This window comes from Actinokineospora iranica (genome assembly GCF_900101685.1).
Classification (GTDB): Bacteria; Actinomycetota; Actinomycetes; order Mycobacteriales; family Pseudonocardiaceae; genus Actinokineospora; species Actinokineospora iranica.
Window position 1 is genome coordinate 814,835 of record NZ_FMZZ01000001.1, and the last position, 16,578, is coordinate 831,412.

The window sequence follows — 16,578 nt, forward strand, 5'->3', positions numbered from 1 at the left end:
GACAGATGTCGTACGACCGTGCGCCCGAACAGGGTGTCGGCTACTTCGCAGGCCGACACGTGCTCGCCGAGTTCGACGGGGTCGATCCGTTGCTGCTCGACGATCTGACCTTCCTCCGCGACACCCTCGAGCAGTCGCTGCGCAGCGCGGGAGCCACCGTCTGCGACGTGGTGTCGAAGCGGTTCGAACCGCAGGGGGTGACCGTGCTGGCGCTGCTGTCGGAGTCGCACGCGTCCATCCACACGTACCCCGAAATCGGGTCTCTGTTCGTGGACGTGTTCACCTGCGGCGAGACAGCGGACCCCGAACTCGCGGTGGCCCTGCTGCGCGACAACCTGGGCGCGCTCGACGCCCGGATCACCACCGTCCACAGGGGATACCCGGTGCCTTCGGAGCCCGCCCGATGACCACGATCGTGGAGCCCCTTGGCGCGGGCATGACGCGGGTGTGGGAGATGCCCGAGGTGCTGGTGGACACCCGCACCGAGTTCCAGCACCTGGTGATCGGCAAGACCGCGCAGGGCGTCAGCCTGTTCTGCGACGACGACCGGCAGAGCACCGAGTTCAGCCAGCTCACCTACCACGAGGCGCTGCTGGTGCCCGCGCTGCTGCTCGCGGGCAAGGTGGAGCGCGTGCTGGTGGTCGGCTCCAGCGAGGGCGTGGTGTCCCAGATCGCCGTCGCGGCGGGCGCGTCGGTGGTCGACCACGTGGACATCGACCAGCGGGCCGTCGAGCTGTGCGCCGAGCACCTGCCCTACGGGTACACGCCCGAGGAGCTTTCCGCGGCCGTCGCCGGTGACGGCCCGGTGCGGGTGCACTACGCGGACGGGTGGCGGTTCCTGGCCGAGACGACCGACACCTACGACATCGTCCTGGTCGACCTGCCCGACGAGCGGCCCGAGTTCGCCCAGCACAACCGGCTCTACGAGGAGGAGTTCCTCACCCGCTGCGAGTCGGTCCTCGCCGACGGCGGGGTCGTGGTGTGCCAGGCGGGCTGCCAGACGATGTGGCGCAACGAGACGCTGCTGCGGTCGTGGCGGCGGTTCCACGAGGTGTTCGGCACGACGGTGTACTACGGCTCCGACGAGCACGAGTGGGCGTTCCTGTTCGGTCTCGCGGAGTCTGTTCCGGACCCTCTGGAGCGGATGATCGCGCGGCTGGAGACCCTGCCGTACCGGCCGTCGACGATCGACGCGGACGCGCTGCGCGGCTGCACGGTCCCGCCGTACACGGTGCGCCGGTCGCTCTGACGCACCCGCCCGCGCACTTCGCCGCGGACGACTCCCTGGTCAGCGGCCTGCTGGCCAATCACGGCGCGGCAGACCTGGTGACGGCGACGTCGTCAGGTCTGCCGCGACCCCGCTGCCGTTCGTCCACGACGGCGGCTCGCCGCTCGGGCACGTCGCGCGCGCCAACGACCAGTGGCGCCTCCCCGTCCTGGCACGCGGCCAAGGCCGAGCACGGCCGGGTCGTGGACTGGCTGGCCGCGCTGGTCCGCAAGCTGACCGAGAAGCACGAGGCGGGCAGGCAGGCCCCGTGGTCGGTGGACGACGCGCCCGAGCGGTTCGCCCGGGGGCAGCCGCGCGCCATCGGCGGCGTCGCACTGGTCATCAGCCGGATCGAGGCCAAGGCCGGCCAGAACCGCTCTGCCGCGGACGCTCTTGGCGTGGTAGCAGGCTTGACCGCCGACGGTCAGACCGAGATGGCCGAGGCCGTCAGAGCTTCTCGCCCGCCCGAACCTTGTGCGTGACCTTCCGCTCCACCACGAACGACACGAACGGGATCATGCCCGCCACCAGCACCAGCAGCGTCCCCTTCACCGACCACCGCGCCTTGAGCGCCAAGTCGAACGCGACCAGCAGGTAGACGGCATAGAGGAAGCCGTGCGCCGGTCCCACGATCGCCACCGGGGTCGCGTTGTCGAAGCCGTACTTGACGACCATCGCCACCACCAGGGCGAGCAGCCCCACACCCACGATGTAGGCGAGCACCCGAAACCGGGCGAGCGCACCGCGAACCCCCTTGGCGGCGACCGCCTGGGCCGGGTTCTCCTCGTCGGTCATGCTCATCGGTCTACCTCACACGCTCGGCGGCCCACTCGCGGGCGCGCTGTGTCAATGATCCGCTCGCAGGCCTGCTCATCGGGTCTCCTGGTCAGCGTCAAGGCGGGCAAGGTAGCGGTTGTAGGCGGCCAACTCGTCGTCGGGCTCGGACTCGCCCGCGGCCCCGGAGGGTTGCGGCGGCTTGGCGGCCTCACGGTCCCGCAGCCTGCGCATCCGCCAGAACATGTAGGCAGGCGCCACCCCGAACAACGGCCACTGCAGAACATAGCCAAGGTTCTGAAACGTCCCATTGGCCGACTCGAACCGCTGCCACTGCCACCAGGCCAGCCCGCAGCACACGGCCAACGACACCGCACACACCGCGATGACGAGCACCTTGCGCCCAGCACGAGACAAATCGGCCACGCCCCGATGCTAGCCCCGCACCCCTGAGAGACCCCCGTCACCCTGCGGAGTCGCCGTGACCGGGGTTCCCACCGCGACGGCTGAGCGCGACGGTCCCGTAACGTGCGTGAGCCGTGGCCGATGTCGCCGGTGACGTCCGACCACCGCCAAGGAGATCCGCTGTGACCGTGCCCGTCATCCGCAGACTCGGTTCGCTGTGGTACTTCGCGGTGGTCATCGCCTCCCTGGGGATACTCGCCGCTGTGCCGTTCGTCCACGCCGCGGTGCGGCTGCGACGCCGGTCGGTCTGGGCGCTGGCCGCGGTGTACGGGGTGCTCGACGCGCTGGTCTTCGGTTACGCCATGGTGCAGGGTTCGAAACCGGACGCCCCCACGACCCCGCTGGACGCGGCGGTGATCCTGACCCTGCTGTCGATGCTGGTCGCCGCGTGCGCCCAACTCGGTTCCCTGCGCCGCGAGGCTTACGGCCTGTCCAGGGCCAACTACCCGACCATCCCGCCGCCTGCCCCCGTCGACCCGGCCATCGCGCAGGTCCTGGCCGCCCGCACCCGCCGCGCCCAGGCCAGGCACCTCGTCGAGACCGACCCCCTGATGGCCCGAGAACTCCACATCGGCCGCCCGGACCTCGACACCACCTACGACGACGGCGGCCTAGTGGACCTGGCCACCGCACCTGCCCCCGTCATCGCCGAAGTCTGCGGCCTCACGGCGGAGGAATCCGACCGCATCGCCGCCGCCCGAGGAACCTTCACCAACATCGATGAACTACTGGTCCTGACCGACCTCCCAGTCCACACCTGGGACCGCATCCGCGACCGCGCGGTAATCGTCGGCCCCTGACCGGCCCGATTGGCGTCGCATCGACTGTCACAGGCTGAGAACCGAGAAGTCAGCCACTTCACGAACCAGTTTGGACGCGAGGGTCCAGCGGATAACGGGGTCGGTAAAGGCCACGATGTGGTGGTCAATGGGCACCGGATACGGGTTCGCCGCTCGATAGCGAAGTCCGTCGACCCCGTAGAGCTCGAACGACTTCGCCCGCAGAAGGATGTGTCCCTTCCGCAACGCGGGGCAGGCCCGCACAGCCAGGTGCACACACGGCAGGCAGATCGGCGGCTCGCTGACCAGCATGTCCTCCGGCCATCGTTCGCCCTTGTCCCGCAGCAGCCACAGCACACCGTCGCCAGTGTGATCAGCCGCTGCCCCGCACACCTGACACAGCAGCCTGCGCATCGCCACGCCGCTGCCGCAACGGATGCACCTTCGCGAACTCCGGCCTGCCCTGCCCGCGCTTGCCCGTCACCCGATCCCAGAGAACGCCCTTGCTGTCCCGATCAGCCAGGATCTCATCGGCATAGCCGATCCCCATTCCACCGCGCCGCTCCACGACACGGGGAAACCTCACCCAGTCCTCCCCACTCCACGTGGTGACATACGGAACCACCATCCCGCCCCGATCAGCGACCGAACCGACATCACTCACACCGCACCTCCCAGCACAGGCCCCACCGGGCGAATGCGGTTGCCACTCGGGTCAGTCAGCAACGCGTCCACCGGAAGCAACACATCTGGCGCCCACGGCTCACCTGGCGCGGACAGCTTCACCAACTCCCGAGCAATGCCAACGATGTCGGCACCATGCTTCATCCACCCGATGCCGCCTCCCGCATCAAGCACGACCCGCATTCCGAGCACCTGACCTCGGCCGAGGACGAAGACCCCATCGGTGTGCGTCGTGTGACGGCGACTGGCCGCCACACCAAACGAGTCGTCGTTCTCACTGAGCAGGTGAAACCTCCATCTGCCCTCCCCCGCCGCCAACAGGTCACGCAACTCCGGAAACCGAGACACGGCACTGGCTTCGGTGATCAGGACATAAGCCATCGGTCAACTCCCAAACACGGCAACGGGAAGACGACACCCAGCGCCCGAACGGGCCATTACGCCACATACCTGGGGCAGAGACCGGACGCTGGCTGCTCCAGCGCTGGGTGTCTCTCGTGAGCGTGGTCCGTGCCCGCGAGCGGACACAGAGCACGGAATCTGGTCTGTTGGCGGCGAAGATAGGCACTGCTAGCCTTGACCAGCAGTAACGCGCCTGATGCAGACTGTCACCCGATGGAGGGAAGAACACGGTGCAGAAGCGGACCCGCCTGGCTCGCGCGCGCAAGGCGGCGGGCTACACCCAAGAGACGTTGGCCGAGGCGATGCGTGTGGACCGTGGCACCATCTTCCGGTGGGAGCAAGGCCGCAACGAACCCTTGCCCTACTTGCGGCCCAAGTTGGCCAAACTTCTCCGCTTGTCACCAGACGAACTTGAGAACTCACTTGCAAACAGATCCACCACCAACACTTCCAGCGCATCCTACGCTTTTCCCGAAAGCACGGCCCCCAATAACAGAAATAGAACAGAGATGGGAGCATCTCGCCAAACAGACAAATGCCGTGATCGAACTGACCGTGCAGCTTCTCGTCGATATCGACGAGGCGGGCAATGCGACCTTAACCGGGCGGCACGAATTGTTCAACCACGACCCCCGCCCAGTCTCCCGACTTAGCCGCGAGTTGTGGTTCGAGCATACCGAAGGAATATTGCGTATTCGCCCACTGCAAGAAGGGAAACGTCGAGTCGCCATAGCCCGGGTACACGACACCAACAACCTGGCCAAGTTCGCCTGCTCGCCCTCACCTGCCATACAACCAGGCGAATCGGCTGTTGTCGGGTACACATGCGAAGGCGGTCGGTTCATCAGCGATCACCACTGGCAGCAGACTGCTATGCGATACACACGACAGTTCTCCATCAGACTCCGGCATCGCGGCGCCCGGCAACTCGTGAGCTGTGTCACGCTGGAAGAACACCCGGACGGCTCACAGAACTCGGCAACGGAAGCGCTGGACTGGGAAGATTCCGAAGGTGACGTGACGCTCACTCTACGTCGAGAACTGCTGCACCCGAATCAGGTGATCACACTCCGCTGGGAGGTTGACCGTGGTTCTGCGTGACCAGATCGAACAGGTACTCCGTTCCTGGAACGCATACGAACTGAGCTGCGGCAATCCTGCCATAATCGACTTCGACTGCCATCCCGTCGAACATGAGGTTCCGGCGGCTCGTGACCGTCTCTGGGTACACAGCCAACTTGTAGACCTACAGCACGAGACTTCGCCTGACTCATGGCTTGGTCAACGTCTCGGCGCCGATCTGGCTTATCTCCGCGCCCTTCTGGGAGAGCGGTGGCCGCTGGGCAACTAGCTCAGGGCAACGCAGGGGTGCGGATTTTCCGGGTGGCCTGCGAACCACGTCGAAACTCGCGGCGAACAAGCGCGCACACACATCGCCGAACTGGGTATCGGCTGGCACCGTGACACCAACAAAGAACTCGAAGCCATGGAAGGCCCGCTAGAAGCGGAAGAGGCGCCGCAGGCGATCCGGCAGGCCGCCGACGAACTGGAGCCGTTGGTGCGACAGGCCACTGGAGCGACTGCCGACTTCAGGCTGCGCGTTGAGACGGTCGCAGTCGACGCTTACTGGGCGTACTGGCTGGACGGCGCTGGACAGGACATACGCTTGAGAATCAACCTACGCCGGGCACGATTCACCCGGGTGCGCGCCCGCCAATTCGCGCTACACGAGATACTCGGCCACGGATTGCAATACGCCAATTTGGCGGCGCGGTGCGCCCACGAAAGCGTGCCCTGGGTTCGACTGCTGTCGGTATTCGCACCGCACCAAGTTCTCTTGGAAGGACTTGCCCAGGCTCTGCCGTTGTTTGTCAACGCGGACGACCTGGCACTGGCCACTCGCGTGCGGCTCGACCACTATCTTCAACTCGTGCGAGCCGAACTACATCTGGCCATCAACAATGGAACAAGCGCGGCAGAATGTGCGGCCCACGCGAAAGAAAGAGTGCCATTCTGGACCGAGCAGGAAATCGCCGACCACCTCGCGGATTGCGGCGCTGACTCCCTCCTGCGTTCTTACCTGTGGGCGTACCCGGCAGGTCTGGACTGGTTTGTCGCCTTGGCTGAGGTGCCGGGTACTGTGGCACAGGAGGTTCTTCATGACGCATACCGCGACCCGCTTAGCCCGGCCGACCTCGAAGCCAAGTGGCCGACTGGGCCAACTATCGGAGGACCAGGAACCACTGTTCGTCTACGGGAGCCTACGCTTCCCTGAGGTTCTTCTGGCATTGCTCGACCGTGTCCCGGCCAACGCACCCGCCCAGGCCCAAGGGTGGCGGGTGGCGGCGCTGGCCGATTACGTCTACCCGGCACTCGTGCCCGCCCCGGGAACGGCCAACGGCATCCTGCTCCTGGGACTGACTACCCAAGAGTGGCATGTGTTGGACGCTTTTGAGAACGAAATATACCAGCTTCACTGCTTGTCTCTCGATAACAATCGCAGCGGTTGGGCATATGTGTGCCACAGCTTTGTCGGCGTGCTGCCTCAGGACTGGGACGCGAAGCACTTCGCCGAACACGAACTTGACTCCTACGTCGAGCGATGCCGAATATGGCGACAACGGCATGAGTCAGTCCGGACCGACCTTGGCCAGGCTGGGTCACGCTGACACTGGTCGATCTAGGCAACCCCTAGTCAGCCTCGCACAGCCACGATTCGACTCGAACCCGGCAACAGCGGACTTGTGGAGGAGCGGATGCTGAGTTAGCCGATGAATCAACGGCCTCCAGGTTTGAGTAGCGGCGCGACGAGAACCATGCCGGAAACCGCAAGACAGGCGAGGGCAACCGAGACAACGGCGACTACTCCAGTTGCTCGATGGTCCACGCCTGCGACAACGGGAACTGCGGTGAAAGCGGCAAGTACGCTGGTACATGAGCACAGTGCGATCATCAGCCGCCTGAGGACCGCCGCGCCCGTGGCGTTGAGCAACGTGCCCGCGAGGTAGGTGCGAGCTCCGCACGTCGCGATCCCGCTCAGCAGCCCGGAGAACACCACGAGGCCACCTGTTACGGCGCTGAACCCGTTGGGCTTAATCAGGACCAACGCAACACCCACACCCAGGCACACGACGATCTGCGATATCCCTGCCCACGTCGATCTTCTACGAAGGCTGCGTTCGTGCTGGGCTGTGATCCGAACATACAGGGGGGTGGGTTCGGGGCTGACCGGGATGGGGACAAACGTCACCGGTTGGACCGCCAATCCGATGGATCGCCGTCCTTCGCTGACGCGTCCGACAAGGCGGCGGTGTCGGTCATGGTCCACCCGTCGGCTAGATCGGTCACCCGCTGCCGAATCGCAGTCTGTTCGTTCTCGATCGTGTTGACATGCGATTCGAGCGCCATCACCGCAGCGGTGACGAGTCCGAGCGCGGCAGCCACAGCCGCGATGATGATGCCGATGGCGGCAGGAATTCCGACAACGGTGCACGCCGCGGCGATCGCGGCGATGATGGCGATAGCGAAGCCCGCGAAGGCGAACTTGATGGCGAGCCAGAAGCTGTCAATGGAGTTGGCCAGATTGTCGAGCGATGTCCGGACTTGACCCGCAATGTCCTTGATGGTGGTGAGTCCCTCGCTTTGCGGCGGAACTTGCGCCTTGTAGGACTCCGCAGCGGGCCCCTGCCACTCGATGTTGGTACGCATCTTGTCGAGGCTGATGGTCTCGGCGATGTCCTTGCAGATGTCGCCGACCAGGGTGGTCCACTGCTCACCGACCTGCTTGAGGCGGTCGGCGTTCCCCGGTTGCTCGAACAGTTGCTTGACCCTGTCCCAGAACTCCCGCATCTTCTGCCCGAGTTCGGCCATCCCCACTCGAATGGGCTCGATGATCCACCTGAGCGGTTCCGGCACCCAGCTCAACACATCGTTGACCGCATCCCAAAATTCGTTGGACTTGAGCTCGATTTCCCTTGCCTTGTCGGAGGTCTCCTGAACGATCGCGTTCACTTGGTCACCGCCTCCGATCAGTAGGTCTGCTTGAGATTCTGGGCGTTCGCTTGCTCTTCGCGCTCGTAGGTCTCCGCGGTCTGCCGCAAGGTCGCGGCTATCGCGTGGAAATTCTCCGCCGCTCGACTCAATTGCGTCTGCAGGGTCGTGCGCAACTCGTCATACGTCCGGTCGAGCCCGCAATCCACCGCCCACATCGACATGTCCGCGCCACCGAGTGCCAGTTCGGCTATCACACCCGCAGGGGCCGACGTTGTGTTGCCCGCCGTGGCCCATTTGTTCGCGTCGCTCCGCAACGCTTCGAGGCCGACATCAGTACCAGTCATGTCTCTCTCCAGTCGAAATCACAGGCCGAGCCTGCGCAACAGCCGCTGCGGATCACCCAACAACGCGTTCACCTCGTCAATGGCCGAACTGCTCGGCCCGCTCGAGAACTCGCTTGCCGAACTGTCGTCTTGAAGCCGACGAAGAACCTCAAGCAACTCGCTCTCGATCTCTGAGTCACGGGCCGCCGTAGCCCAGTTCGTGTCGATGCTCAACTGCACGACCTGCCCACGACGCGCGGCACCAGACACATGACCACCCGCGCTGTCAAGCGAAACGGTATGGCCCGCGACCGCCTCCAGCCTCCGGGAGAACTGTTCGAGGTCGGCGAACGCGGCGTCCAACAGTCGCTGCGCATCACCGACCGAGATCGGTGTCTCGTCCAATGAACCGCTCGTACCGCCAGTTGACCGTTGCGCCACCCCTTGCAGAACGCCATCATCCATTTTCCGAGACATGGCCTGGACCGCGGCGGCGTTCACTGCCGTCTGGACGTTGACGTGCAAACGGCGAGGATCAATTTTCCTGCGCCAGTCCACAGCAAGCGAGACCGCACGAACTGCCCCTTCCAAATCCACAACAACAGTCACGCACTCTTCGGGATCACGACCCGCGACCGTCTCAGCGTCTTCCACGGGCTCCGCCGCCGCTCGCGCAAGATCCTCGACATCGGCCTCGTCGGCCTCCTCGAACCCCCACCGACGACCATCCACAGACTCACCCTCTCCGAAACCGGACAACCACTGTCCCACGCTGCCGAACAATCTTCAGCAGCCTTCATACCTTGTCGCCTGAACCAATGGCCGTTCACCCGATCGGCCCAGCGTTTGCTGCCGCAGAAGACCAGGACCGCGCCACCGTCGTCGACGACGGTCTTGGTGATGCGAGCGGCCAACCGGGACCGGACGGTCTCCTTGGTGCGCCAATCGTTCCCGGAGGCGACCACAGCGGGCAACTGCCAGGTCAAACGGGTCGGCCGCCACACGGTGCGCACGTGCTTCGCGCCAAGCCAGTGCGCCACCTCGTCCGCGTTGGCCGCGGTCGCCGACAATCCCACGACGCGAACCGGGGACTCCGGCCCACGCACTCGGGTCAGCAACGCCTCCAGCGTGGCACCGCGGTTGGTGTCCCCGAGCAGATGAATCTCATCCACCACAAGGACACCGACCCGGTCGAGCGCCGAGCGCAGCGACGTGGCGCACGATATGGCCTCGAACTTCTCGGTGGTCGCCACCCAGACATCGGCGAGCCGCGCCTTGTTCTCGTCGACCGCGGGCTCCCCGGAGAGCACCTCGATCCGCAACCCCAACGATTTCCACTTCGTCAAGGACCTGACAAGCTCGGTGGTGAGCGAACGCTGCGGAACGATCCACGCGGCCTTCCGCCTCTGTCCGAGCACCGCCCACAACGCGGCCAGCATCCCGATGACGGCTTCGCCATGCCTGCGAACTGGGTGTACACCCAGATCAAGGAGTTCCGGTTCACCTCCGGCTCGGACTCGTTCGACCTCGATCGGGTCGTTCACCGATCCGACCTCGAACCCGGCGTGGGCAAGGACGGAGTCGGCGGCACCGCGTCCCCGGTAGACGCATACCTGGACTACATCGACGCGCTCTACTCCACCGCGGTGGCCTACAACAACGGGAATCCGAACGACCTGGTCATGCAGTACCTGCGCCACCCGAGGTACAACGGCACCGGATCGGGCTGGGACCAGCTGCTCGGCAACGTCTCCACGGACTGGATCAACTACGCCGAGGCCCGTCACCGGAACAGCAGAGTGCGCTCCTACATCGACCCGTCGTGGGGTGTGCGAATCAACGTCGACCACTTCGGCACCAGCGCCCACGCCATGTTCGTCAAGAACCACGGGGTGGGCACCTCGGTCAACCGCGGCGACTTCGGCGGACGGGGCGGCGACTGGTGCTCGTTCTACGCCGAGTGGCCCGACAACGGAGACGAGTTCGCCTCCGGTCTGGTGTTCTGCCGTGAGCGCCTGGCGAAGATCAACGTCACCTCGTCGTTCTCGCTGTCGGACTTCATCGAGGACGTCGACACCCTCCTGATCGGCAGGCAGGTGCGCGGCGGCGTCCAGATCAACCAGGCGATCCGCGATCATATCGGCGGCACCCGACACCTGCGCAGGTTCGGCGATTTCTTCACCGTCCGGCACAACGGCAGGGCGGCCGACGCCGTCGCGACGGCCAAGACCATGCTGGTCAGCGGCGGCCCCGAACTGGACCCGGTCCTGAACACCCTGCGCCTGGCAGTTCTCGGGGACTCGTTCCCACCGGGGTCGCTGCCTGCCGAGAAGCTGGACCCGTTCCCGCAGGGGTACGCGGACCTCTTACTGGACCTGCCAGGTCAGGAGAACACGCGCCGCGCTGCGGGGCGCTGAACGCGAAAGGGCGATGAGCTCTGTGGTCGTAGTGCTGTTCGTCCTGTCGCCTCTGATGCTGATCGCGATGGGGTTTCTCCTGTGGATGATCATCGGCGGCAGAGTCCCCGCGGCAGCGGCACGGTGGGTGCCACGCGCGATGTGGTCGGTGGGCGGAGCCGCGGTGATGTACGCGTGGGGGCTGTGGCACACCTTCGCCCTCGACGTGGAGGAGCACTGCACGATCGTCCGCGAGCGTGACTACGACGAACAGCACGGCGGGCTGACGTTCGTTCCGATCAGCCGGAAGTGCAACGCGGAATACGATCTGGTTCCCCCCTACGTTAATCCGATCGTCTTCGCTCTCTTGGCACTCGCGGTCGTTTCCGTGGCCATCGCGGTGAAGACCACACGAGACGCGCGCAACCGGGCTGCCAGGAGCTAACGACAGTCGACCCGGCTGTGCTGACCGACGCTGCTCAGGCCGAGCGCGCCGAACAGTGCGTCGATGCCAGCGAAGTCCAGGCCATCCGTACCGCGCTTGCTGCCTATCCGGGCTTGGCCGCGCGCCCTGCCGAGAACGTCAGTACCGCCTGCATTCGCAGGCAGGCTGAGTACTTGGACCTCGCCTGGCTATCGTCCCGCTTCACCGTGGTGGCCCGCCATGTGCACGGCAATGGCCGTACGGCGAAGTGGCGTAGGCAATTAGGCGTAGGTCCGATGTGGTCTAACGGGCCGCCGCTGAGGTGCGGGCGTAGCCGTCGGCCAGGCCGAAGACCTTCTGGCCGTAGGGCACGGAGTTGTTGTATGAGAAGACACCCTGCCACCAGCCGGTCGGGGTGCCCAGGTCGCGGCCGTTGGCGCACAGGTAGCGGCCCGCGGCCAGCGCGGCGTCGTCGATCTGCTGCGGATCGCCTCTGCCGTCGAGGTTCGCGTCCGCGCCCCAGCGCTTCCAGGTCGACGGGATGAACTGCATCGGGCCGACCGCGCGGTCCACCGCGGCGTCGCCGTCGAACTGGCCGCCGTCGGTGTCGGAGATCGCCTTCACGCCAGCGGACCCGTCGAGCGGGACGCCGATGATCGGCGTGGACGGACGGCCGTCCGCGCCGAGGGTGGCGCCGCCGTAGCGGCCGTGGTCGGACTCGATGCGGCCGATTCCCGCGAGCGTCGCCCACGACAGCCTGCACCCTGGTGACATCGCCCGGACCGCCAGTTCCGCGTTGCCGTACGCCATGAGCGCCCGCACCGGGATCTGGGTGGGACCGGCCAGCCGTTCCGCCCACGCGCGCAGCGGGTCCGTGCCGTTCTGCCCGGCCTGCGGTTCGGGTGCGGCGGGCCCCGGCCCCACCTGGACGGGCGCCACCGAGTTCGGCTCGACGAGCGCGGCCGGGATCTCCAGCGAAGGGATCTCCGCGCTCGCCGGACTCGGCCGAGGCGCGACCGCCACCTGGACCAGCCACACCGCGACGGCGGCGACGACCAGGGTCACGGCCACGATCGACAGCCTGATCAGGACGCCCCCGCGCCGGACCGCCGGGGAGTTCGTGTCCGCCACCGCGCTCCAGTCCTCAGTCGCCACCGGGGCGCGAGCACGCACCGGTCGACGACAGCATCAACGACAAGAGCACAGCGGCGTAACGCGAGGTGGCGAACGCCACCTCGGGCGAGACGATCAGGCCGCCCCGTCGCGGCGCTGGCGCTGCAACCGGGCCACGCACCAGGCGGGCGCGCTGCCGCGGCGCAGGTGTTCGAGCACGGTGAGGGGACCGAGCCTGCGCGCGAGGTCCGACGGCGCGAGACCGGCCGCGCGGTAGTCGAGGGCGCGCTGGTCCAGCGGGCTCATGCCCGCGTCCCACCACTCCTCGGCCTCGGCCACGCCGCCGACCATCTGCCACCAGCCCGCCGCTGCGGCGAGAAGCTCGTGGGGCACCTCGGGCAACCGCTTGCGCATCGCCGAGATGTAGCGCGGGTCGGCGGCCTCGACCGTCGCCCAGCGGGACGAACCTGCGCGTGCGCGTTGGCCGGGAATGCCCGGCGACGCGACGACAGGGGCGTCGGCAAGCCATTCCGACGCGATCCGCGCCGCCTCATCAGCGTCGGCGTCCTGCGAGCGCTCAGCGGTCCACTGGCGGACCAGGGCGTCGACCCCGGGGTCGTCGAGCATTCTGCCTCCTGGAGGTCTCATGATCACTCGATGGCTGAAACCGTAGGGGCAGGGACCGACAGATCGCCAGACCCAAAACGGATCAGTTCGCCGAACGGGCCTCCAGAACGCGAGATCCACCCGGACGGTCCAATTTGGATCTTCCCCAAACACAAGATCATCACCGAGTGTGATCGCCCGCGTGGCAGAGCTCCGCCACCGCACTGGCACTTACCCGTCAGTAGAGGTATCGGCCTACGCGAAGAGGTTCTTGAGGAAAGTGATGATGGCCTCAGCACCGTCCCGCAGCGCGCCGAGCAGACCCTGCACGGCCTCCGCGGCCTGGGTCGGCTGAGTGATCACATAGAACAGCACCAAGGCGACCGCCACGAGGATCGCGACCTTCTTCGCGTTCATCAGCCCGCTCCGTCCACTCCGCCCGCGCCGCCGCTGCTCCGCGGGCCCCATCACGCGCCATGATCCCCCATCTCGACCAGGGGAGGCGTCTCTTTCACGCACTAGGACGCACCGAGAGTGAAAATGTTCCCCGTGGCGACCCCAATGGCGTTGTGGATCACTCTACGGGTCTACCCAATCGATCACGTAGGGGACACACGCTCGCCCCCGTCGCGGACGGGTGAGGGCGTTCACCTGCCCGCGGAGCGACCCGGCCGTCCCAAAAAACGTGTCACCTTTGAGCAGCCGGCCCAGGATGGACACCCCTGGACCCGTTGGCGTTATACAACTGACCACGGCACCGGTGGAGGGATCTCCCACGGCGCGACGCCCTCGGGGGCAGGCGCGCCTGCCCAGCAGGCAGGCCCGCCGCGGCACGCCGCGCGCCTGATGGCCGCGACGCGAGCTGACAAGGCTATGGGGATGCCACAAGCGCCCCCATAGCCTGTCTCGGGGGCAAGCGAAGTCGCCGACGGCCGAATCAGCCTCGCCGGGCCAAATAACAGCCAGACCATCGACAGCCAGGCCAGCAACAGCCAGACCAGACCAGCGACAGCCAGACCAGCGGCAGCAGGGTCAGCGGCAGCAGGGTCAGGCGATGACGGCGTCGGCGCGCAGGCGGTCGATCTCGGCGGCGCTGAGCCCCAACTCGGCCAGGACCTCGGTGGTGTCCGCCCTGGCCGCGCTCGGCGCGGTCGGGACGCCGGGGGCGGTTCGGCTGAACTTCGGGGCGGGCGCGGGCTGCCGCTCCCCGCCGATCTCCACGAACGTGCCCCGGGCCACGTTGTGCGGGTGCGCCGTCGCCTCGTCCGGGGTGAGGACCGGGGACAGGCACGAGTCGGTGCCCTCGGCCAGTTTCGCCCACTCGTCCCGGGTCCGGGTCTTGATCGTCCTGGTCAGCAGGTCGCGCAGGGCGGGCCAGTTCTCCGGGTTCATGTGGTCGGGCACCTCGGCCGGGTCCAGCCCGAGGACCTTGACCAGTTCGCCGAAGAAGCGGGCCTCGATCGCGCCGACGGCCACGTGCTTGCCGTCAGCGGTCTCGTAGGTGTCGTAGAACGGCGCGCCGCCGTCGAGCAGGTTCTCCCCGCGCGGGTTGTTCCACAGGCCGAGGTTCTTGAGCCCGTGCAGGCTCGTGGTCAGCAGCGCGGCGCCCTCGACCATCGACGCGTCGACCACCTGGCCCTTGCCGGAGGACTGCCGCTCGATCACCGCGGCCAGCACCCCCATGGCCAGCATGAGCCCGCCGCCGCCGAAGTCGCCGAGCAGGTTGAGCGGCACGGTCGGCTTGTGGCCCGCCTGCCCGATGGGGTCGAGCGCGCCCGCGATGGCGATGTAGTTGATGTCGTGGCCCGCGGCCGGGGCGAGCGGGCCGTCCTGCCCCCAGCCGGTGATGCGGCCGTAGACCAGGCGGGGGTTGCGGGCCAGCAGGGCGTCCGGGCCCAGGCCCATGCGCTCGGCGACGCCCGGCCGGAAGCCCTCGACCAGGACGTCGGCTGTGTCGGCCAGCCGCAGCACCAGGTCGAGCCCTGCTGGGGACTTGACGTCGACGCCGATCCAGCGCCGCCCCCTGGTCAGCGGGTCGTTCGGGAAGGTCAGCACGTCGAAGCCGGGCCGGGCGCGGTCGACCCGGACCACGTCGGCGCCGAGGTCGGCCAGCACGGTGCAGGCGAACGGGGCCGGGGCGAGCCCGGCGAGCTCCACGACCTTCAGACCAGCGAGCGGTCCGGTGCCCATAGGTGTTCCTCTCGGGTTGAGCAGGCTGTTCAGAGCGTGCGGGAGATGATTTCCTTCATGATCTCGTTGGTCCCGCCGTAGATCCGCTGAACCCGCTGGTCGGTGAACATGCGGGCGATCGGGTACTCGCTCATGTAGCCGTAGCCGCCGAACAGCTGCAGGCACTCGTCGATGGCCTTCATGGCGCGGTCGCTGGTCCACCACTTGAGCATCGCGACGGTGGGGATGTCGAGTTCGCCGCGCAGGTGCTTGGCGATGCAGTCGTCCAGGAACACCCGGGCGACCCTGGCCTCGGTGGCGACCTCGGCGAGGGTGAACTTGGTGTTCTGGAAGGAGAACACCGGGCGGCCGAACGCCTCGCGCTCCTTGGTGTAGCGCAGCGTCTCGCGCAGGGCGAGCTCCATCGCGATCACCGAGGTGACGCCGATGATCAGGCGCTCCTGCGGAAGCTGCTGCATGAGCTGGACGAAGCCCTGGCCCTCGGCCGAGCCGAGCAGGTTGGCTGCGGGAACGCGGACGTCGTCGAAGAACAGCTCGGCGGTGTCCTGGGCCTTGAGGCCGATCTTGTCCAGGACGCGGCCGCGCCGGAAGCCCGCCCGCTCGGACTCCACGATGATCAGCGAGGTGCCCTCGGCGCCCTTGGTCGGGTCGGTCTTGGCCACGACGATCACGAAGTCGCACTGGCCGCCGTTGGTGATGAAGGTCTTCGAGCCGTTGACCACGTACTCGTCGCCGTCGCGGATCGCCCGGGTCTTGATGTTCTGCAGGTCCGAGCCGGTGCCGGGCTCGGTCATCGCGATCGCGCCGACCCACTCGCCGGAGGCGAGCTTGGGCAGCCAGGCGTGCTTCTGCTCCTCGGTGCCGTAGGCGAGGACGTAGTGCGCGACGATCCCGTTGTGCAGGGCGACGCCCCAGCCGCCGTCGCCCGCGCGGGCCTGCTCCTCGATGAGGACGGTCTCGTGGGCGAAGGTGCCACCGCCGCCGCCGTACTCCTCGGGGATCGACAGGCACAGCAGCCCGACCTCGCCCGCCTTGTGCCACAGCTCGCGGTCGACCTGCTTGTTCTCGATCCAGCGCTCGGTGTGCGGGGACAGTTCCTTCTCGCAGAAGGTGCGCGCGAGGTCGCGGAACGCGTCCAGGTCTTCGTCCATCCAGGGTGAAC

General features: G+C 66.9%; 24 protein-coding genes. 10 read left to right on the top strand and 14 right to left on the bottom strand.

Annotated features, from left to right (window positions below; genetic code table 11):
• Positions 1-5 precede the first annotated feature (5 nt).
• From speD to BLS56_RS03730, 3 genes are all read left to right on the top strand, one after another.
• Positions 6-407 carry an adenosylmethionine decarboxylase gene (gene speD, locus BLS56_RS03720; protein WP_091448138.1) on the top strand — a complete coding sequence of 134 codons (402 nt, stop codon included), beginning with the start codon at positions 6-8 and terminating at the stop codon, positions 405-407.
• The gene (locus BLS56_RS03725; RefSeq protein WP_091448139.1) at positions 404-1,249 is read left to right on the top strand and encodes a spermidine synthase; all 846 of its coding nucleotides are present in this window, start codon (positions 404-406) and stop codon (positions 1,247-1,249) included. The genes speD and BLS56_RS03725 overlap by 4 nt, the downstream gene beginning before the upstream one ends.
• A gap of 77 nt (positions 1,250-1,326) precedes the next feature.
• Positions 1,327-1,749 (top strand): FMN-binding negative transcriptional regulator, encoded by a 423-nt coding sequence (locus BLS56_RS03730; protein ID WP_228771320.1) that lies wholly within the window; start codon positions 1,327-1,329, stop codon positions 1,747-1,749.
• On the opposite strand, the gene BLS56_RS03735 is transcribed toward BLS56_RS03730, so the two are convergent.
• On the bottom strand, positions 1,715-2,068 hold the full coding sequence (locus BLS56_RS03735; protein WP_091448141.1) for a DUF3817 domain-containing protein: 354 nt from the start codon (positions 2,066-2,068) through the stop codon (positions 1,715-1,717). The two genes, BLS56_RS03730 and BLS56_RS03735, sit on opposite strands and share 35 nt — an antisense overlap.
• Positions 2,069-2,137: 69 nt before the next feature.
• Entirely contained in the window at positions 2,138-2,458 is a 321-nt protein-coding gene (locus BLS56_RS03740) for a hypothetical protein (RefSeq protein ID WP_175482680.1), read from the bottom strand.
• Positions 2,459-2,628: 170 nt separating this feature from the next.
• On the opposite strand from BLS56_RS03740, the gene BLS56_RS03745 reads away from it, so the two are divergent.
• A complete protein-coding gene (locus tag BLS56_RS03745) occupies positions 2,629-3,306 on the top strand; it encodes a hypothetical protein (protein ID WP_228771321.1) in 678 nt (225 codons plus the stop codon).
• Between the two features lie 27 nt (positions 3,307-3,333).
• Here BLS56_RS03745 and BLS56_RS32040 read toward each other — a convergent pair whose 3' ends face one another.
• From BLS56_RS32040 to BLS56_RS03755, 3 genes are read right to left on the bottom strand one after another with little or no spacing between them, the layout of a single operon-like run.
• Positions 3,334-3,642 carry a hypothetical protein gene (locus BLS56_RS32040; protein ID WP_228771322.1) on the bottom strand — a complete coding sequence of 103 codons (309 nt, stop codon included), beginning with the start codon at positions 3,640-3,642 and terminating at the stop codon, positions 3,334-3,336.
• A gap of 16 nt (positions 3,643-3,658) precedes the next feature.
• Entirely contained in the window at positions 3,659-3,949 is a 291-nt protein-coding gene (locus tag BLS56_RS32045) for a hypothetical protein (protein ID WP_228771323.1), read from the bottom strand.
• Positions 3,946-4,350 (bottom strand): hypothetical protein, encoded by a 405-nt coding sequence (locus BLS56_RS03755; protein ID WP_091448144.1) that lies wholly within the window; start codon positions 4,348-4,350, stop codon positions 3,946-3,948. The genes BLS56_RS32045 and BLS56_RS03755 overlap by 4 nt, the downstream gene beginning before the upstream one ends.
• A gap of 251 nt (positions 4,351-4,601) precedes the next feature.
• Here BLS56_RS03755 and BLS56_RS32965 point away from each other — a divergent pair, with 251 nt between their 5' ends.
• From BLS56_RS32965 to BLS56_RS32970, 4 genes are all read left to right on the top strand, one after another.
• Entirely contained in the window at positions 4,602-5,024 is a 423-nt protein-coding gene (locus BLS56_RS32965; protein ID WP_175482646.1) for a helix-turn-helix transcriptional regulator, read from the top strand.
• The gene (locus BLS56_RS30380) at positions 4,912-5,472 is read left to right on the top strand and encodes a hypothetical protein (protein WP_139190499.1); all 561 of its coding nucleotides are present in this window, start codon (positions 4,912-4,914) and stop codon (positions 5,470-5,472) included. Before BLS56_RS32965 ends, BLS56_RS30380 begins: the two co-directional genes overlap by 113 nt.
• A 385-nt stretch (positions 5,473-5,857) precedes the next feature.
• A complete protein-coding gene (locus tag BLS56_RS03765) occupies positions 5,858-6,646 on the top strand; it encodes a hypothetical protein (protein WP_228771324.1) in 789 nt (262 codons plus the stop codon).
• Positions 6,531-7,040 carry a gamma-glutamylcyclotransferase family protein gene (locus BLS56_RS32970; protein WP_407640470.1) on the top strand — a complete coding sequence of 170 codons (510 nt, stop codon included), beginning with the start codon at positions 6,531-6,533 and terminating at the stop codon, positions 7,038-7,040. The genes BLS56_RS03765 and BLS56_RS32970 overlap by 116 nt, the downstream gene beginning before the upstream one ends.
• A 577-nt stretch (positions 7,041-7,617) precedes the next feature.
• Here the strand turns inward: BLS56_RS32970 and BLS56_RS03775 are convergent.
• The 4 genes from BLS56_RS03775 to BLS56_RS32050 are packed head-to-tail and all read right to left on the bottom strand — an operon-like array spanning position 7,618 to position 10,126.
• Positions 7,618-8,382: a hypothetical protein gene (locus tag BLS56_RS03775; protein WP_091448148.1), complete on the bottom strand. Its 765-nt coding sequence runs from the start codon at positions 8,380-8,382 to the stop codon at positions 7,618-7,620.
• 17 nt (positions 8,383-8,399) lie between these two features.
• Entirely contained in the window at positions 8,400-8,708 is a 309-nt protein-coding gene (locus tag BLS56_RS03780) for a hypothetical protein (protein ID WP_091448150.1), read from the bottom strand.
• A gap of 18 nt (positions 8,709-8,726) precedes the next feature.
• Positions 8,727-9,341 (bottom strand): hypothetical protein, encoded by a 615-nt coding sequence (locus BLS56_RS30385; protein WP_139190500.1) that lies wholly within the window; start codon positions 9,339-9,341, stop codon positions 8,727-8,729.
• Positions 9,293-10,126 carry a DEAD/DEAH box helicase gene (locus BLS56_RS32050; RefSeq protein ID WP_228771325.1) on the bottom strand — a complete coding sequence of 278 codons (834 nt, stop codon included), beginning with the start codon at positions 10,124-10,126 and terminating at the stop codon, positions 9,293-9,295. Before BLS56_RS32050 ends, BLS56_RS30385 begins: the two co-directional genes overlap by 49 nt.
• A gap of 18 nt (positions 10,127-10,144) precedes the next feature.
• On the opposite strand from BLS56_RS32050, the gene BLS56_RS32055 reads away from it, so the two are divergent.
• Positions 10,145-11,104 carry a hypothetical protein gene (locus tag BLS56_RS32055; RefSeq protein WP_228771326.1) on the top strand — a complete coding sequence of 320 codons (960 nt, stop codon included), beginning with the start codon at positions 10,145-10,147 and terminating at the stop codon, positions 11,102-11,104.
• 22 nt (positions 11,105-11,126) lie between these two features.
• The gene (locus BLS56_RS03790) at positions 11,127-11,528 is read left to right on the top strand and encodes a hypothetical protein (RefSeq protein WP_139190502.1); all 402 of its coding nucleotides are present in this window, start codon (positions 11,127-11,129) and stop codon (positions 11,526-11,528) included.
• Positions 11,529-11,810: 282 nt separating this feature from the next.
• On the opposite strand, the gene BLS56_RS03800 is transcribed toward BLS56_RS03790, so the two are convergent.
• The 5 genes from BLS56_RS03800 to BLS56_RS03815 all read right to left on the bottom strand — a co-directional run bounded on the left by BLS56_RS03800 (position 11,811) and on the right by BLS56_RS03815 (position 16,567).
• Positions 11,811-12,680, bottom strand: a complete 870-nt coding sequence (locus tag BLS56_RS03800) for a lytic transglycosylase domain-containing protein (protein ID WP_139190503.1) — start codon at positions 12,678-12,680, stop codon at positions 11,811-11,813.
• Between the two features lie 75 nt (positions 12,681-12,755).
• Positions 12,756-13,247: a transcriptional regulator gene (locus tag BLS56_RS03805; protein WP_091448155.1), complete on the bottom strand. Its 492-nt coding sequence runs from the start codon at positions 13,245-13,247 to the stop codon at positions 12,756-12,758.
• Between the two features lie 234 nt (positions 13,248-13,481).
• Positions 13,482-13,643 carry a hypothetical protein gene (locus BLS56_RS31220; RefSeq protein WP_175482647.1) on the bottom strand — a complete coding sequence of 54 codons (162 nt, stop codon included), beginning with the start codon at positions 13,641-13,643 and terminating at the stop codon, positions 13,482-13,484.
• A gap of 630 nt (positions 13,644-14,273) precedes the next feature.
• Positions 14,274-15,416, bottom strand: coding sequence for a CaiB/BaiF CoA transferase family protein (locus BLS56_RS03810; RefSeq protein WP_091448156.1), 1,143 nt, complete (start codon positions 15,414-15,416; stop codon positions 14,274-14,276).
• A gap of 29 nt (positions 15,417-15,445) precedes the next feature.
• Positions 15,446-16,567 (bottom strand): acyl-CoA dehydrogenase family protein, encoded by a 1,122-nt coding sequence (locus BLS56_RS03815; RefSeq protein WP_091448158.1) that lies wholly within the window; start codon positions 16,565-16,567, stop codon positions 15,446-15,448.
• Between the last annotated feature and the right edge of the window lie 11 nt (positions 16,568-16,578).

Coding starts and splice junctions, on each gene's coding strand:
- speD (WP_091448138.1), top strand. CDS start 6: ATGTCGTACGACCGTGCGCCCGAACAGGGTGTCGGCTACTTCGCAGGC.
- BLS56_RS03725 (WP_091448139.1), top strand. CDS start 404: ATGACCACGATCGTGGAGCCCCTTGGCGCGGGCATGACGCGGGTGTGG.
- BLS56_RS03735 (WP_091448141.1), bottom strand. CDS start 2,068: ATGAGCATGACCGACGAGGAGAACCCGGCCCAGGCGGTCGCCGCCAAG.
- BLS56_RS03755 (WP_091448144.1), bottom strand. CDS start 4,350: ATGGCTTATGTCCTGATCACCGAAGCCAGTGCCGTGTCTCGGTTTCCG.
- BLS56_RS03765 (WP_228771324.1), top strand. CDS start 5,858: ATGGAAGGCCCGCTAGAAGCGGAAGAGGCGCCGCAGGCGATCCGGCAG.
- BLS56_RS32970 (WP_407640470.1), top strand. CDS start 6,531: ATGACGCATACCGCGACCCGCTTAGCCCGGCCGACCTCGAAGCCAAGT.
- BLS56_RS03780 (WP_091448150.1), bottom strand. CDS start 8,708: ATGACTGGTACTGATGTCGGCCTCGAAGCGTTGCGGAGCGACGCGAAC.
- BLS56_RS32050 (WP_228771325.1), bottom strand. CDS start 10,126: ATGCTGGCCGCGTTGTGGGCGGTGCTCGGACAGAGGCGGAAGGCCGCG.
- BLS56_RS32055 (WP_228771326.1), top strand. CDS start 10,145: ATGCCTGCGAACTGGGTGTACACCCAGATCAAGGAGTTCCGGTTCACC.
- BLS56_RS03805 (WP_091448155.1), bottom strand. CDS start 13,247: ATGCTCGACGACCCCGGGGTCGACGCCCTGGTCCGCCAGTGGACCGCT.
- BLS56_RS31220 (WP_175482647.1), bottom strand. CDS start 13,643: ATGAACGCGAAGAAGGTCGCGATCCTCGTGGCGGTCGCCTTGGTGCTG.
- BLS56_RS03810 (WP_091448156.1), bottom strand. CDS start 15,416: ATGGGCACCGGACCGCTCGCTGGTCTGAAGGTCGTGGAGCTCGCCGGG.
- BLS56_RS03815 (WP_091448158.1), bottom strand. CDS start 16,567: ATGGACGAAGACCTGGACGCGTTCCGCGACCTCGCGCGCACCTTCTGC.